The sequence below is a fragment of the Pseudomonas sp. No.117 genome (genome assembly GCF_054558395.1).
On the sequence record NZ_BAAJNP010000005.1, the window covers coordinates 257,173 to 271,872 of the forward strand.

Consider the following 14,700-nt stretch of genomic DNA (forward strand, 5'->3'; position numbering starts at 1 on the left):
CGCAAGACCCGTTGGGCTTCGCTGCGCTCAACCCAACCTACGGCCCACCTAGAGCGGCGCTACGCCAGCCCTTCGTCCAACACCAGCACCACCTTGCCGTTCACCTCGTTGCTTTCCAACGCGGCAAAGGCGGCCTCGGCGTTCTGGGCGGAGAAGCGGCGCTCCAGGTTGACCGCCAGCTTGCCCTCGGCGAACAGCGGCCAGACCTTGGCTTCCAGCGATCTCAGGGTCTTGGCCTTGAATTCGACGGATCGGTTGCGCAGGGTCGAACCTATGATGCGGATGCGCTTGCCGAGGACCTTGGCGAAATCCAGTTCCGCTTCGCGACCGCCCATGAGGCCGATCAGCACCCAGCGGCCATCCTGCCCCAGCAGGTCCAGGTTGAGCGGCGCATAGCCTGCGCCGACCGGATCGAGGATGACGTTGAAGGGAGCGAAGTCACGCAGCCCTTCCAGATCGGTCTTGCGCAGCACCCCGCCTTCGGCGCCGAGTCGCTCGCAGTGGGCTAGGCGCTCCTGGGAGCCGACGCTGACCCAGCAGGGATTGCCGAAGGCCTTGCACAGCTGGATGGCGGCCGAGCCGACGCCACTGGCGCCAGCGTGCAGCAGCACCTTCTCGCCGGGCTGCAGGGCGGCCAGGTCGAACAGATTGCTCCAGGCGGTCGCCCAGACCTCGGGCAGCGCCGCCGCCTCGATCAGCGACAGGCCCTCCGGCACGGATGCGGCCTGGCGGCCATCCACCACCACCTCGCTGGCCATGCCGCCACCCGCCAACAGGGCGCAGACCCGGTCACCCACCTGCCAGCGCGACTCGGCGGTGGTCTCGCTGACCACCCCGGCGCATTCCAGACCCAGGGTGGCCGGGGCGCCGGGCGGCGGCGGATAGTTGCCCGCCAATTGCAGCAGGTCGGCGCGGTTGAGACCGGCGGCCGCCACCTTGATGCGGATTTCCCCGGGCGCCAGAGCGCGAGCGCTCAGTGACTGCCATTCCAGTTGCCCTTCGATACCTTGCAATGCGTTCACGGTGCCTCCATAGTGGCTCAGGCTTTGACGAAAAGCGCCTGCGCCGGCGGGTTCTGCGGGAGTCGAGCGGACCGGAAGACGTAGGGCTGTCTCAGCTACCCCTTCCGCTTGCCGCTTCCCTTCAGACCGCCGTCAGACGACTTTCGTCAGCGCCCCTCATACTTCCCCTGGCCGCGGAACCGCCCGGGCCGGGAAGGGCCTATAGCCTATTCCTTTCCGTGCATTAGTCGAATACACATGAAGCAGCTCTTGTCCCGTACCGCCCTCGTTGTCCTGCTTGGCGTCAGCGCAACTCCCCTCTTCGCCAAGTCCAACTCACCGGTCGGTGTCGACAAGCTGCAACCCGACCGCGACCAGGTCATCGCCAGCCTCAACATCGTCGAGCTGCTCAAGCGCCATCATTACAGCAAGCCGCCGCTCAACGATGCCCAGTCGATCAAGATCTACGACAGCTATCTGAAGATGCTTGATCCCGCGCGGCTGTATTTCAACGCCGCCGACATCCGCGAATTCGATGCCTCGCGCACGCGCTTCGACGACTATCTCAAGCAGGGCAACCTCGAACCGGGCTTCGCCATCTATCGCCGCTATGCCCAGCGTATGACCGAGCGACTCAACTACGGCCTGGGGCTGCTCAACGCCGGCATCGGCAAGCTCGACTTCACCGTCGACGAGTCCTTCAACACCAACCGCGAGAAGGCGCCCTGGCCGGCGGACACCGCGGCCCTGGATGACCTCTGGCATCGCAAGCTCAAGGACGAGGTGCTGCGGCTGCGCCTGTCCGGCAAGACCGACCAGCAGATCCAGCAGCAACTGACCAAGAGATACAAGAACCAGCTGGCGCGTCTTAACCAGACCCGCAGCGAAGACGTCTTCCAGACCTACATCAACGCCTTCGCCGAGTCCTACGATCCGCACACCCAGTATCTCTCGCCGGAAAGCGCGGAGAACTTCGACATCAACATGAGCCTGTCGCTCGAAGGCATCGGCGCGGTGCTGCAGAACGACAACGACTATGTGCAGATCCTGCGCCTGGTCCCGGCCGGCCCGGCGGACAAGTCCAAGCAGATCGCCCCGGCGGACAAGATCGTCGGCGTCGCCCAGGGCGACGGCGAGATGGTCGACGTGATCGGCTGGCGCCTGGACGAGGTGGTCAAGCTGATCCGCGGACCCAAGGGCTCCAAGGTGCGGCTGGAAATCATCCCGGCCAGCAACGCGCCGAACGACCAGAAGACCAAGGTGGTCGCCATCACCCGCGAGGCGGTCAAGCTCGAGGAGCAGGCCGCCCAGAAGCACGTCATCGACGTGCCCCACGAGGGCAAGCATTACAAGCTCGGCGTGATCGACGTGCCGGCCTTCTACCTCGACTTCAAGGCCTATCGCGCCGGCGACCCGAACTACAAGAGCACCACGCGTGACGTGAAGAAGCTCATCGGCGAGCTGCAGAAGGAAAAGGTCGACGGCATCGTCATCGACCTGCGCAACAACGGCGGGGGCTCGCTGCAGGAAGCCACCGAGCTGACCGGCCTGTTCATCGACCAGGGCCCCACCGTGCTGGTGCGCAACGGCGACGGCAAGGTCGAGGTGCTGGCCGACGACGAAGGCGGCGCCTTCTACAAGGGTCCGCTGACCGTGCTGGTGAATCGTCTCTCCGCCTCGGCATCGGAAATCTTCGCCGGTGCCATGCAGGACTATCACCGGGCGCTGATCGTTGGCGGCCAGACCTTCGGCAAGGGCACCGTGCAGACCATCCAGCCGCTGAACCATGGCGAACTCAAGCTGACCATCGCCAAGTTCTATCGCGTCTCCGGCCAGAGCACCCAGCACCAGGGCGTGCTGCCGGACATCGACTACCCGGCGGTGGTGGATACCAAGCAGATCGGCGAGAGCGCCCTGCCCGACTCCATGCCCTGGGACACCATCGCCCCGGCGGTGACCGGCCTGACTGACCCCTTCGCGCCCTATCTGGCGGAGCTGGTCAAGCGGCATGATGCCCGCGCCCAGAAGGATCCCGACTTCATCTTCGCCCGCGAGCGGCTGAAGCTGGCCCAGGAGCTGGCGGCCGACACCACCGTCAGCCTCGACGAGCAGAAGCGTCGCGCCGAGCAGACCGCGCTGGACAACCGCCAGCTGGCCATGGAAAACCAGCGCCGCCAGGGCAAGGGCGAGGCACCGCTCAAGGAGCTGAAGAAGATCGACGAGGACAATCCGGCGATCGACGATGACAAGACCAAGCCCCAGGACGACGCCTACCTGATGGAATCGGGCCATGTGCTGCTGGACTATCTCGACCTGAGCCAGACGCCGCCCAAGCGCTGACATCAAAGCGTCATCTGTCTGTCGTGAAATGCCCGGGGGCCGCCATGTGCGGCCCCCGGGCATTTTCGTTTTCGGGTTCCTGCAGGCTGACCATGACGCTTAACGACCAGGCTGGAGTGCTGGACCGCATTCTTGCCAACCGCGAGTTGCATTCGCTCTTTCAACCCATCGTTTCGCTGAGCGAAAGACGCATCCTCGGCTACGAGGCGCTGATCCGCGGTGCGTCCAACACCCCCCTGCACTCTCCCCTGCCGCTCTACGCCACTGCCCGCCAGACCGGCCGCCTGTCCGAACTGGAGATCGCCGCGCGCCAGCAGTCCTGCCAGGGCTTTCGCGACCTGGCGCTGGACGGCCTGCTGTTCCTCAACGTCTGTCCGGAAACCCTGCTGGAACCGGCGCATCAGTCGGGCCAGACGCTCAAGCTGCTGCAGCGGCTGGGTCTCTCACCGGCCCAGGTGGTGATCGAACTCACCGAGCAGGCGCCCATCGATGACTTCGCCCTGCTGGCCACGGCCCTGCACCACTACCGGGCCATGGGCTTTTCCATCGCCCTGGACGATCTCGGCGCGGGCTATTCCAGCCTGAGGCGCTGGTCGGAACTTCGCCCGGATTTCGTCAAGATTGATCGGCACTTCATCGAATCCATCCATCGCGACGCGGTGAAACGCGAATTCGTCGGCTCCATCCTGAAGATGGCCGAAGCGTCGCGGGCGCAGGTCATCGCCGAGGGAATCGAGACCCACGAAGAACTCTCGACCCTGGCGAGCATGGGGATCGACCTGGTCCAGGGCTATCTGCTGGGCCGCCCCACCGCGACGCCGCCGCGGGAGATCCAGACCCTGCTGCCGGCGATGGTCACCCGCAGCGCGGATCTCGCCGAGGAGTCGACCACGGTGGCCAGCCTGCGGGTGGAACAGGTGGCGGTCGGCCAGGACATGCTGATCCTCGACGTCCTGGAGCGCTTCCGCCTGCAGCCCAACCTCAACACCCTGGCGGTGGTGGACGAGGATGATCTTCCGGTGGGCATCGTCCATCACCACGAGCTCAGTTCGGCGCTACTCAAGCCTTTCGCCCACGAGGTGTTCGCCCGCAAGCCCATCGCCCGGTTGATGAGCCAGGACTTCCTGGCCACCGAGTCGAGCCAGTCCCTGCAACAGGTCAGCCGCCTGCTCACCGCGCGTGCCCGCCAGCGTATCGAGGAGGATTTCATCATCACCGAGGGTGGCCGCTATGTCGGCGTCGGCCGGGTGATGGATGTCCTGCGCCTGATCACCGAGCAACGCATCCAGCAGGCCAAGCATGCCAATCCCCTGACCCAGCTGCCCGGCAACGTGCCCATCCAGCAATGCCTGACCCGCTTGCTCGACCAGCGCCGGGAGGCGGTGGTGTGCTATGTCGATATCGATGGCTTCAAGCCGTTCAACGACCTCTATGGCTATGCCAAGGGTGACGAGGTGCTGCTCTGCCTAGCCCAGACCCTGTCCGAGCGCCTGGATCCGCAGCAGGATTTCGTCGGCCATATCGGCGGGGACGACTTTCTGGTGGTGCTCGGTTCGACGGACTGGCGGCGCCGGCTGAATGGCCTGATGGCGGCCTTCCAGGAACGGTGCCGGCACTTCTATCGCAGCGAGCACCTGGAAGCCGGCTGTTTCCTCGCCTACGACAGGGACGGGCGCCGCCGGGAGTACCCGCTGCTATCGCTCTCTCTCGGCGTGGTGGAGCTGGACCGGGACGCCGGCCAGCGCGTCGACGCCAGCGGCCTGGCCGGACTGGCCTCGGAAGCCAAGCGCAACGCCAAGAAGGTACCCGGCTACAGCCTGCACCTGATGCGCGCCTGAGCCTAGCTTTCCAGGCGATGGTCCGGATAGCGGTGCTCGAACACCCGGGTGACCTCGGCCGCATGCCAGCTAACCGCATCGCTCACCTGCGGCGAACCTTCCAGGGCACCCAGTCGCAGGGCGCAGTCGAAGAAACCTTCGCGGGGAATGCGGGTGCCGCTCTGGCTGACCACCAGCGCACTGCGCAGTGGCCGGCCTTCGCGTCGGTCGAGGGCCGCCAGGTACTCCAGGGCGGTGGTGAGGGTCACCATGGCCGGCTGGGGTAGCCCCAGCCGTTCGATCACCGAGCGGTAGGTCAGCAGGCTACGGCTGCGCCGGGCGCTTTCCAGTTCATCGAGCAAGGCCAGCCAGTGCTGGCGACTGATGCGTACACTCAAGCCCGGTCAATCTCGCAACTGGTCGAGGGCGACACCCGGGGCGGCGCGCTCGTGTTTGTCGGGCAGGGCCGCCAGGGCCGCCTGCTGGCTTGCGGTGCGGTTGGCGCGCCAGGCCCGAAAGCCGTCCAGCTCATCGCTGCAGGCCTTGCCGACCCAGGCCAGCACGGCAAGGTCGTCGAACAGACCGAACATGGGCACCCAGTCCGGAATGAGATCTATGGGCAGCAGGAAGTAGACCAGACCGCCAGCGACAGTCAGCAGCGTCTTGCGACTCACTCCGCGGTATTCGCCCCGCCACCAGGCCAGCAGCAGCTGATGGAACAGACTCAGGGTGTCGCGCGCTTCGCCCAGCTTGAGGCCGCGCTTGCTGGTCTTGCGCGCGACGCCCAGCAGCAGCGCCGGCAACCGCCCGCGGATCAGCAGGCGCTGGGCCAGGCCAAGGTAGCGATCAAAATTCTTCGGCGGCTTCATGAGTACCTCGCAGGTGGGAAAGACCGGGCGCGGCCCGATGGGACCGAAGGCTACGCACCCCTGCTTTGATCACGCCGCTAGGCGCGGGTTTCCCACCGCCCAATGTAAAACGCCCTGCAAAGCAGGGCGTCGGCGGACGGGGTCCGTCTTACTTCTTGGCCGGGGCCTTTTCGGCAGCAGCCGGAGCATCGGCGGCCGGTGCCGGCGGGGCATCCTCGGCGTCCGCGGCGGCGGCGTCCTTGATGCCGAGCAGTTCCAGGTCGAACACCAGCACGGAGTTGGCCGGAATCGCCGGGCTCGGGCTCTGGGCGCCATAGGCCAGCTCGGAGGGGATGTAGAGCTTGATCTTCTCGCCGACGTGCATCAGTTGCAGCGCCTCGACCCAGCCCGGGATCACGCCGTTGACCGGCAGGTCGATCGGGGTGCCGCGCTTGATGGAGCTGTCGAACACGGTGCCGTCGACCAGCTTGCCCTCGTAGTGCACGGTGACCACGTCGGTGGGCTTGGGCTGCGGGCCATCGGCCTTCTTGACCACTTCGTACTGCAGGCCGGAGGCGGTGGTGATCACGCCAGGCTTCTTGCCGTTCTCTTCGAGGAACTTCTTGCCGGCCTTGGCGTTGTCTTCGCTGACCTTGGTCATCTTCTCTTCGGCACGCTTCTGCAGGGCGGCGAAGGCTTCGGTGAGCTGCTGATCGGTCAGCTTCTGGTCCTTCTTGCCTACCGCGTCCTCGATACCCAGGGCGACGGCCTTGGGATCCAGGTCATCGATACCTTCCTGGGCCAGACTCTTGCCCATGTTCAGGCCGATGCCGTAGGACGCCTTCTGGGCCGGGCTTTCCAGCTCGACCTTGGGCTTGGAGTCGCAGCCGCTCAGAACCAGACCCACCAGGGCCACCGCTGCTGCCAACCGATACTGTTTCATGTTGATTCCTTATCCGTGCGCATTGTGCGCGTTCAAATAACTGATCGAGCTTACAAGGAGACCTGCTCGCTTGCCATCGCCAGGCCTCTAAATGGCTGCAAAGGATAAGATTTCAAGCTTATGTCTGCCTGAACATCGCGTGAACGAGGTGCAGGCATGCCCTGCGAGGTCTTGTCCGGGTCGCCTGACTGGAGGCGACCGGCGCGAGTCCAGGCGCTAGACTAGCGCCTTCCTCAGTGCCTGCCAGAGACTTCCATGTTCGAGCCCAACGACCTCAATCGCTCGCCTCTCGACCTCGCCCGCGAATCACGCAAGGCCGGTGGCTACGGCCTGCTGTACTCGGTATTGCTGGGTATCGGCATCCTGCTCTATCACCACTGGGTGCCGACCGCCTTCCCCGGCGATCTGCTGGTGATGTCCCTGGCGCTGCCCATCATCCTCTTCGCCGGCAGCGCCGTTTACTACCTCGCCATGGTGCGCAAGTGCGAGCGCCTGCAACGCGAGGGCGAGGCGAAGGCCGGCCAGGCCAAGGGCAAGCGCGGCTAGCGGCGCTGAACGTCGCCGCCGGACCTCGGTCGACTGCAGATGACGACCGGCGCGGGAGGCGCGATGCTGAGCATCACCGATCTACACAAGAGCTACCCGACGCCCCAGGGACCGTTGCCGGTCCTGCGTGGCGTGGATCTCAGCCTCGCCCGCGGTGCCAGCCTCGCGCTCATGGGCGAGTCCGGCAGTGGCAAAAGCACCCTGCTGCACCTGGTGGCCGGCCTCGACCGCCCTGATCGGGGGCGCATCGTGGCCGCCAATCGCGAGCTGTCCAGCCTCGACGAACGCGGCCTGGCGGCCTGGCGCCGCGCGGGCATCGGGCTGATCTTCCAGCAATTCAACCTCATCGCCAGTCTCAGCGTGGCGGACAACCTCGCCTTCCAGGCGCGCCTGGCCGACCGCCACGATCCCGCCTGGCAGCGTGAATTGGCGGCGCGCCTGGGCCTGGCCGCCCTGCTCGACCGCTATCCGGAACAGCTTTCCGGCGGCCAGCAGCAGCGCGTGGCCCTGGGCCGGGCCCTCGCCTCGCGGCCGCCCCTGCTGCTCGCGGACGAACCGACCGGCAATCTCGATGAAAGCAGTGGCGACCAGGCCCTGGCGCTGCTGCTGGAGCTGGTCGCCGAGACCGGCAGCAGCCTGCTGATGGTGACCCATAGCGCGCGGATCGCCAGCCAGCTCGATCGCACGCTGCACCTGGAACGAGGACGCCTCGGGGGCGCTGCCGTGGCCTCCGCATGAGACTGCTCTACTGGAGCCTGCACGGCCTCACCAGCCACTGGCGGCGGCATCCGCTGCAACTCGCCGGGCTGGTGGCGGGACTTTGGCTGGCCACCACCCTGCTGATCGGCGTGCTGGCACTCAACGCCCAGGCCCGCCAGAGCTACGCCCAGGCCAGCGCCCTGTTCGGCGCCGACCAATCCAGTCTGGAAGCGCGGGACGGCCAGCGCTTCGCCCAGCGGCTGTTCGTCGACCTGCGGCGCCAGGGGTGGCCGGTGTCGCCGGTCCTGCAGGGGCGCCTGGCGCTGGCCGGGCGGGAGCATCCGGTGCCGCTGCTCGGTATCGAGCCGGTCAGCCTGCCCAGCGACCGTGGCATCGCCGCCAGTGCCTCGCCCGAGGCCCTGTTCGACTTTCTCAGCCCTGCCGGGGCGACCTGGGTCGCCCCGGAAACGCTGCGTGAATGGCAGCTGCAGGCCGGTGCGGTGCTGCAGCGGGCCGATGGTCTGCCGCTGCCGCCGCTGCAGCCCCGCACGGGGCTGGCGCCCGGCACTTTGGTAGTGGACATCGGCCAGGCCCAGCGTTTGCTGGAGGCGCCGGAGCAGCTCTCCCGGCTGATCCTGCCAAAGACCTTCCAGCGCGCGCTGCCCGCCCTGGACGGGGTCAGCCTGCTACGGGTGGAGAACGACCAGGGCGCCGAACTGGACCGCCTGACCGCGAGCTTCCACCTCAATCTCCTGGCGCTCGGCCTGCTGGCCTTCGCCGTGGGCCTGTTCATCGTCCACGCCGCCACCGGGCTGGCCCTGGAACAACGTCGCCCCCTGCTGCGCACCCTGCGTGCCTGTGGGCTCTCCGCCCGGACCCTGGTCCTGGCGCTGACCCTGGAGCTGGCCGTCATCGCCCTGGTGGCAGGCGCCTTGGGCGTGGCGAGCGGCTATACCCTTGCCGCCCTGCTGCTGCCCGACGTCGCGGCCAGCCTGCGCGGCCTCTATGGCGCCGAGGTGGCGGGGACCCTGACCCTGAGCCCCGCCTGGTGGCTGGCCGGTCTTGGCCTGAGCCTGGGCGGTGCCCTGCTGGCCGGGGCCGACGGACTCTGGCGGGCGGCGCGGTTGCCCTTGCTGGCCCTGGCCCAGGGCGAAGCCTGGCGCGCCGCCCATGGTCGCTGGCTGCGCCGCCAGGCCTGCGGCGCCCTGTTGATCGGCCTGCTGGGCCTAGGCCTGCTGCTGGGGGGCGACAGCCTCGGCAGCGGGCTGGCCCTACTCGGTTGCCTGCTGCTGGCCGCCGCCCTGGCCTTGCCGCCGCTGCTCAGTGCGCTGCTGGATCTGCTAATGCAGCGGGCGCGGCGGCCCCTCGCGCGCTGGTTCCTGGCCGACGCCCGCCAGCAGCTCCCCGGGCTGTCCCAGGCCCTCATGGCCCTGCTGCTGGCACTGGCAGCAAACGTCGGCGCCGGCAGCATGACCGAGGGCTTCCGCCGTACCTTCGATGGCTGGCTCGATCAGCGCCTGGCCGCCGAACTCTACCTGCGCCCGGAAAACGCCACCCAGGCTGCCGCCCTGCTCGACTGGCTACCCCGCCAGGCGAGCGTGCGCGCGGTGCTACCGGTCTATGAGTTGGAGACCCAGCTGCAAGGCCAGCCCACGACCCTGAGCGGGGTTATGGACGAGGCGCTCTATCGCCAGCACTGGCCGCTGCTCGATGCGGGTAGCGATGCCTGGACGCCGTTCTTCGCCGGCGAGGGGGTGATGCTCAGCGAGCAACTGGCCCGGCGGCTGCACCTGGCCAAGGGGCAGCAGATCGAGCTACCGGGTAGCCTGGGTCCCTGGTCCGCGCCGATACTCGCCACCTATGCCGACTACGGCAATCCCCGCGGCCACCTGCTGCTGCCCCAGCCGCGCCTGCGCGCGCTCTGGCCGGATGCCAGCCTGGTCCGGATCGTCATCCGCATGGCACCCGAACGGGTGGATGCCCTGCGCGCCGACCTGCAGCAGCGTTTTGGCCTGGATGCCAGTCGCTCCATCGACCAGGGCCAGTTGCGCCGCTACGCCGACCAGGTCTTCGAGCGCACCTTCAGCGCGACCGCCGCGCTGAACGCCCTGACCCTGGCGGTGGCTGGCCTGGCCCTGTTCATCGCCCTGCTGGGCCAGGCGCAGCGACGCCTTGGTCAACTCGCGCCCCTCTGGGCCCTGGGCATCGAACGGCCACGGCTGATCCTGCTGAGTCTGGGGCAGTTGCTGGGGCTCGCCCTGCTGACCCTGGCCCTGGCCATTCCGCTGGGCATCCTGCTCGCCTGGTGCCTGGTGGCGGTGGTGAACGTCCAGGCCTTCGGCTGGCGCCTGCCGTTGCAAGTCTTCCCGGGGCAACTGCTGGCCCTCTCCGCCATCGCCCTGCTGGCGACCCTGTTGGCCGCCGCCTGGCCGCTGCTGCGCCTGCAACGTAGCCAGCCCCTGGATCTGCTGCGAGAACTCGGCAATGAACGCTAGGGTCCTGCTGGTCTTCCTGCTGCTACTCTCCGGCTGCGACAAGCAGCCGGCGCCCCAGGGCTTCGCCGGCCTCGGCCAAGGCAGTGAGCACTTCGCCCCGGTGGTGCCCGGCAAGGTCTTCAGTTTTCCTGTCGATCACGGCGCCCATCCGGACTTCCGTATCGAGTGGTGGTATGTCACCGCCAACCTCAGCGACGCCGAAGGCCACCGCTACGGGGTGCAGTGGACCCTGTTCCGCACTGCCCTGCGCCCCGGCGCGGACCAGCCCGGCTGGGGCAACGGCAATCTCTGGCTGGGCCACGCCGGCCTTACCACCGAAACACAGCAGTTCGCCGCCCAGACCCAGGGTCGTGGCGGGATCGGCCAGGCCGGAGTGACGGCCGCGCCCTTCTCCGCCTGGATCGATGACTGGCGTCTGCAGGGCGACCTGACCGGCCAGGCACGCGTCCAGGCCCAGGGGCCGGGCTTTGGCTACCGCCTCGAGCTTGCCGCCACCGGCCCCTTGGTACTCCAGGGCGAAGGGGGCTTGAGTCGCAAGGCCGCCAGCGGCCAGGCGTCCTACTACTACAGCCAACCCTTTTTCCAGGCCCAGGGCGAACTGGAGATCGAGGGACGGCGGGTACCGGTCAAGGGGCTGGCTTGGCTGGACCGCGAATGGAGCAGCCAGCACCTGGCGGCGGACCAGCTGGGCTGGGACTGGTTTTCCCTGCACCTGGACGACGGTCGCCAGCTGATGCTCTATCGCCTGCGCCAAGCGGACGGCCAGCATTACCTGTTCGGCAACCTGATCGCTGCCGACGGCCACAACCAGCCGCTGCATCCCGGCGACATCCGTCTCGCGCCCCTGGCCACCCACCCGGTGGCCGGCCGCCAGGTACCGGTCCGCTGGTCCATCGCCCTGCCCGGCCGGAACGTCGACCTGCGTATCGCCGCCGTCAATCCCGACGCCTGGATGGCCCTGGGCACGCCCTACTGGGAGGGCCCGGTCAGCGTGGAGGGTAGCGCCAAGGGCGTAGGGTATCTGGAGATGACGGGTTATTAGTCGTTAGGTGAAAAATGTCCGCCCTCAAGGCCTTGAAGGCCAGCCTAGTGCAACACATTGGCGAGAAACTGCCGGGTGCGGGCTTCCCGTGGCGCCTCGAATAGCTGCGCCGGGGCGCCGCTCTCCAGGATGCGGCCCGCATCGAAGAACAGCACCCGGTCCGCCGCCTCGCGGGCGAAGCCCATCTCGTGGGTGACCACGATCATGGTCATGCCCTCGCGAGCCAGGTCCTTCATGATCGCCAATACCTCGTTGACCGTTTCCGGGTCCAGCGCCGACGTCGGCTCGTCGAACAGCAACAGTTGCGGTTGCAGGGCCAGCGCCCGGACGATGGCTACCCGCTGTTGCTGACCGCCGGAGAGTTCGGCGGGATAGGCGTCGGCCTTGTGCGCCAGCCCGACCCGCGCCAGCAGCGCCCGTGCCTGGCGCTCGGCCTCGATGGCGCTCAGCCGCCCGAGCTTGACCGGCGCCAGGGTCAGGTTGCGCAGCACCGAAAGATGCGGGAACAGGGTGTAGTCCTGAAACACCATGCCGACCTTCTGCCGCAGCGTCGCCAGGGCGCGGCGGTCGCCAGCATGCACCGGGACACCATCCAGCTCCACGGTGCCGGCCGAAGGCTCTTCCAGGCTGTTGAGGCAACGGATGAGGGTCGACTTGCCCGAGCCGCTCGGCCCTATCACCACCACCACCTCGCCGGCGGCGACGTCCAGGTCCACGCCGCGGACGATCTCCTGCTCGCCGAAGCTCTTGCTCAGGCCCCGTACCTTCAGCAGTGCGCTCATTGGGTCAACGCCCGCAGATTGGCGTCCAGGCGCGCCTGGCTCTGCACCTGCCGCGCGCGCCGTGCCTCCTGGCGCTCCCGCTCCAGGGTCAGGCGCGCCCGGGCGGCCGCCAGGGTCCGGGCCAGCGCCGGGGCACCAGGACCGCCGGGCGATTGCCGCGAGGCGACATTGGCGGTGGGGTCCAGGCTTTCGCCGACGCACGCGGCGTCCAGCCCCAGGGGGCGACCGATCACCGCCTGGGCGGCCTGGTCGAGCATGGCGCTGTCGATGGCGTAAGCGGGCAGTCCCTCGTCCAACGCCTGGCGCACCACGGCGCCCACCACATGGTGCGCCTCGCGGAACGACAGCCCGCCCTCGCGCACGATGAGGTCGGCCAGGCCGGTAGCGGTGGAAAAGTCCCGGGCGCTGCGCTCCAGTCCGCGCGCGGCCTCGGGCTGCGCCGTACGCAGCACCAGATCCAACAGCCGCAGGCAGCGCAGGCTTTCTTCCGCGGCCTCCCAGAAGCCGCGGGTGCCTTCGCGATTGGCATCGCCACTGTGGCTGAAGTGGGTGCCCTTGACCGTCATGGTGGCGGCCATCAGCAATCCGGCGATGTGGCCACTGCGACCCTTGAGGTACTCCAGCACCACCGGATTCTTCTTCTGCGGCATGATGCTGGAGGTACCGGCGACGCTGTCGGGAAACTCCACCAGGCCGAATTCATGGGTGGCCCAGACGAAATAGTCCTGGGCCACCCGGCTCCAGAACACCGCAAGCAGGCTCAGGTGCGACAGGCCTTCGAGAATGAAGTCGCGGGAGGCCACGGCGTCCAGGGCATTGTCCAGGTAGCCGTCGAAGCCGAGCAGCTCGGCGGTACGCGCCCGGTCGATGGCGAAGGGCGTGCCAGCGAAGGCCGCCGCGCCCAGCGGACTCTGATTCATGCTGTCGAGGGTGGCGGCCAGGCGCAGGCTGTCGCGCTCCAGGGCCTGGGCCACGCCGGCGAGATAGAAGCCGTAGGTGATCGGCTGCGCCGGCTGCAGATGGGTATGCCCCGGCATGACCGTGGTGGCGTGCCGCTCGGCACCTTCCAGGGCCGTGGCGCGCACCTGCTGCAGCGTCTCCAACACCTCGGCGAGGACATCCCGGGCGCGCAGACGATCCAGGGTGGCGAGGATGTCGTTGCGGCTGCGGCCGATGTGCAGCCGCCCGCCGACATCAGCGCCCAGGCGTTCGATCAACGCTGCCTCGTAGTTGAAGTAAGCATCCTCGCGCAGCGGGTCGAGGGGTACCGCGCCAGGACCTGCGGCTTCCAAGTCGAGGATGCCACGCGCCAGGGCGGCGGCCTGGGCGCGGTCGATCAGGCCCTGCTCTGCGAGCATCACCACATGGGCCTTGTTGACGTCACCCAGATAGGGAAAGCCCTCGGCGAAGCCGGCCAGGCGCGGGGCGTAGATGAAGTCGCAGACCTCGGGCGCGGTGGCCTCCCGGAGCCGACGACTGACCTTGGATTCTTGCATGGGATGCCTCTCTAGGACGGATTGCGGGTCAGCGGACGACCCAGGCGCCGCTCGAGGTAGCGGCTGAGCCAGCTGAGCAGCGAGCAGATGACGAAGTAGACGAGCAGCACCGTGCCGTAGACGCTGAAGGCCGGACTGGCGCCGGTCATCATGGTGGTGCGCTCGATCAGGGTCTGGCCGGTCTTGAGGAATTCGCCCACCCCGACCAGGGCGCCCAGGGAGGTAGCCTGGACCAGCAGGGTGAGCAGTCCGGTATAGGCCGGCAGGATGGCCTTGAGCGATTGCGGCCCGACGATGTGCAGGTAGATGCGCCAGCGCGGCAGGCCCAGCGCCCAGGCGCTCTTCCACTGGTGCCGGGGCACCGCCTGCAAGCCACCGCGGACGATCTCGATGCCGTTGGCGCTGCCCCAGAGGGTCAGGCCGGTGGTGACCGCGGCAAAGGGCGAAAGGTCCAGGCCCAGCAGCGGGGCGCCGAAGAAGATGAAGAAGACGTTGACGATCAGCGGGATGGAACGGAACAGCTCGACGTAGCCGTGGATCAGCCAACCCAGCCAACGCTGCGGCAAGGTGGCCAGCACGCCGAACACCGCCGAGACCAGGGTGGTGAAGAGCAGCACCACCAGCGCCAACTGCAGGGTCATCAGCAGGCCCTTGACCACGAAATTCCAGTTTTCCAGAAAGAAGGTCATGC

At 67.7% G+C, this 14,700-nt stretch carries 13 protein-coding genes; 6 read left to right on the forward strand and 7 right to left on the reverse strand.

Annotation, left to right across the window (positions count from 1 at the left end):
- Window positions 1-59 precede the first annotated feature (59 nt).
- Window positions 60-1,022, reverse strand: a complete 963-nt coding sequence (locus ACYJP6_RS13985) for an NAD(P)H-quinone oxidoreductase (RefSeq protein WP_459475605.1) — start codon at window positions 1,020-1,022, stop codon at window positions 60-62.
- 237 nt (window positions 1,023-1,259) lie between these two features.
- Between ACYJP6_RS13985 and ACYJP6_RS13990 the strand changes: the two genes are divergently transcribed.
- On the forward strand, window positions 1,260-3,341 hold the full coding sequence (locus ACYJP6_RS13990; RefSeq protein ID WP_459475606.1) for a carboxy terminal-processing peptidase: 2,082 nt from the start codon (window positions 1,260-1,262) through the stop codon (window positions 3,339-3,341).
- Window positions 3,342-3,433: 92 nt separating this feature from the next.
- Window positions 3,434-5,179 (forward strand): bifunctional diguanylate cyclase/phosphodiesterase, encoded by a 1,746-nt coding sequence (locus ACYJP6_RS13995; protein ID WP_459475607.1) that lies wholly within the window; start codon window positions 3,434-3,436, stop codon window positions 5,177-5,179.
- 2 nt (window positions 5,180-5,181) lie between these two features.
- On the opposite strand, the gene ACYJP6_RS14000 is transcribed toward ACYJP6_RS13995, so the two are convergent.
- The 3 genes from ACYJP6_RS14000 to ACYJP6_RS14010 form a co-directional block, all read right to left on the reverse strand.
- Window positions 5,182-5,556 carry a hypothetical protein gene (locus ACYJP6_RS14000; RefSeq protein WP_459475608.1) on the reverse strand — a complete coding sequence of 125 codons (375 nt, stop codon included), beginning with the start codon at window positions 5,554-5,556 and terminating at the stop codon, window positions 5,182-5,184.
- Between the two features lie 6 nt (window positions 5,557-5,562).
- A complete protein-coding gene (locus tag ACYJP6_RS14005) occupies window positions 5,563-6,027 on the reverse strand; it encodes a YkvA family protein (RefSeq protein ID WP_459475609.1) in 465 nt (154 codons plus the stop codon).
- 148 nt (window positions 6,028-6,175) lie between these two features.
- The gene (locus tag ACYJP6_RS14010) at window positions 6,176-6,949 is read right to left on the reverse strand and encodes an FKBP-type peptidyl-prolyl cis-trans isomerase (RefSeq protein ID WP_459475610.1); all 774 of its coding nucleotides are present in this window, start codon (window positions 6,947-6,949) and stop codon (window positions 6,176-6,178) included.
- Window positions 6,950-7,204: 255 nt separating this feature from the next.
- Between ACYJP6_RS14010 and ACYJP6_RS14015 the strand changes: the two genes are divergently transcribed.
- From ACYJP6_RS14015 to ACYJP6_RS14030, 4 genes are all read left to right on the forward strand, one after another.
- The gene (locus ACYJP6_RS14015) at window positions 7,205-7,495 is read left to right on the forward strand and encodes a hypothetical protein (RefSeq protein WP_459475611.1); all 291 of its coding nucleotides are present in this window, start codon (window positions 7,205-7,207) and stop codon (window positions 7,493-7,495) included.
- A gap of 63 nt (window positions 7,496-7,558) precedes the next feature.
- Window positions 7,559-8,233, forward strand: a complete 675-nt coding sequence (locus tag ACYJP6_RS14020; RefSeq protein ID WP_459475613.1) for an ABC transporter ATP-binding protein — start codon at window positions 7,559-7,561, stop codon at window positions 8,231-8,233.
- The gene (locus ACYJP6_RS14025) at window positions 8,230-10,689 is read left to right on the forward strand and encodes an FtsX-like permease family protein (RefSeq protein WP_459475614.1); all 2,460 of its coding nucleotides are present in this window, start codon (window positions 8,230-8,232) and stop codon (window positions 10,687-10,689) included. Before ACYJP6_RS14020 ends, ACYJP6_RS14025 begins: the two co-directional genes overlap by 4 nt.
- Entirely contained in the window at window positions 10,679-11,731 is a 1,053-nt protein-coding gene (locus ACYJP6_RS14030; protein ID WP_459475615.1) for a lipocalin-like domain-containing protein, read from the forward strand. The genes ACYJP6_RS14025 and ACYJP6_RS14030 overlap by 11 nt, the downstream gene beginning before the upstream one ends.
- Window positions 11,732-11,775: 44 nt before the next feature.
- On the opposite strand, the gene ACYJP6_RS14035 is transcribed toward ACYJP6_RS14030, so the two are convergent.
- From ACYJP6_RS14035 to ACYJP6_RS14045, 3 genes are read right to left on the reverse strand one after another with little or no spacing between them, the layout of a single operon-like run.
- Window positions 11,776-12,513 (reverse strand): amino acid ABC transporter ATP-binding protein, encoded by a 738-nt coding sequence (locus tag ACYJP6_RS14035; RefSeq protein WP_459475616.1) that lies wholly within the window; start codon window positions 12,511-12,513, stop codon window positions 11,776-11,778.
- Complete coding sequence (gene argH / locus ACYJP6_RS14040) at window positions 12,510-14,009, reverse strand: argininosuccinate lyase (RefSeq protein WP_459475617.1); 1,500 nt, start codon at window positions 14,007-14,009, stop codon at window positions 12,510-12,512. Before argH ends, ACYJP6_RS14035 begins: the two co-directional genes overlap by 4 nt.
- 11 nt (window positions 14,010-14,020) lie before the next feature.
- On the reverse strand, window positions 14,021-14,698 hold the full coding sequence (locus ACYJP6_RS14045) for an amino acid ABC transporter permease (RefSeq protein ID WP_459475618.1): 678 nt from the start codon (window positions 14,696-14,698) through the stop codon (window positions 14,021-14,023).
- Window positions 14,699-14,700: the final 2 nt, after the last annotated feature.

Coding starts and splice junctions, on each gene's coding strand:
- ACYJP6_RS13990 (WP_459475606.1), top strand. CDS start 1,260: ATGAAGCAGCTCTTGTCCCGTACCGCCCTCGTTGTCCTGCTTGGCGTC.
- ACYJP6_RS13995 (WP_459475607.1), top strand. CDS start 3,434: ATGACGCTTAACGACCAGGCTGGAGTGCTGGACCGCATTCTTGCCAAC.
- ACYJP6_RS14005 (WP_459475609.1), bottom strand. CDS start 6,027: ATGAAGCCGCCGAAGAATTTTGATCGCTACCTTGGCCTGGCCCAGCGC.
- ACYJP6_RS14010 (WP_459475610.1), bottom strand. CDS start 6,949: ATGAAACAGTATCGGTTGGCAGCAGCGGTGGCCCTGGTGGGTCTGGTT.
- ACYJP6_RS14015 (WP_459475611.1), top strand. CDS start 7,205: ATGTTCGAGCCCAACGACCTCAATCGCTCGCCTCTCGACCTCGCCCGC.
- ACYJP6_RS14020 (WP_459475613.1), top strand. CDS start 7,559: ATGCTGAGCATCACCGATCTACACAAGAGCTACCCGACGCCCCAGGGA.
- ACYJP6_RS14025 (WP_459475614.1), top strand. CDS start 8,230: ATGAGACTGCTCTACTGGAGCCTGCACGGCCTCACCAGCCACTGGCGG.
- ACYJP6_RS14030 (WP_459475615.1), top strand. CDS start 10,679: ATGAACGCTAGGGTCCTGCTGGTCTTCCTGCTGCTACTCTCCGGCTGC.
- ACYJP6_RS14035 (WP_459475616.1), bottom strand. CDS start 12,513: ATGAGCGCACTGCTGAAGGTACGGGGCCTGAGCAAGAGCTTCGGCGAG.
- argH (WP_459475617.1), bottom strand. CDS start 14,009: ATGCAAGAATCCAAGGTCAGTCGTCGGCTCCGGGAGGCCACCGCGCCC.
- ACYJP6_RS14045 (WP_459475618.1), bottom strand. CDS start 14,698: ATGACCTTCTTTCTGGAAAACTGGAATTTCGTGGTCAAGGGCCTGCTG.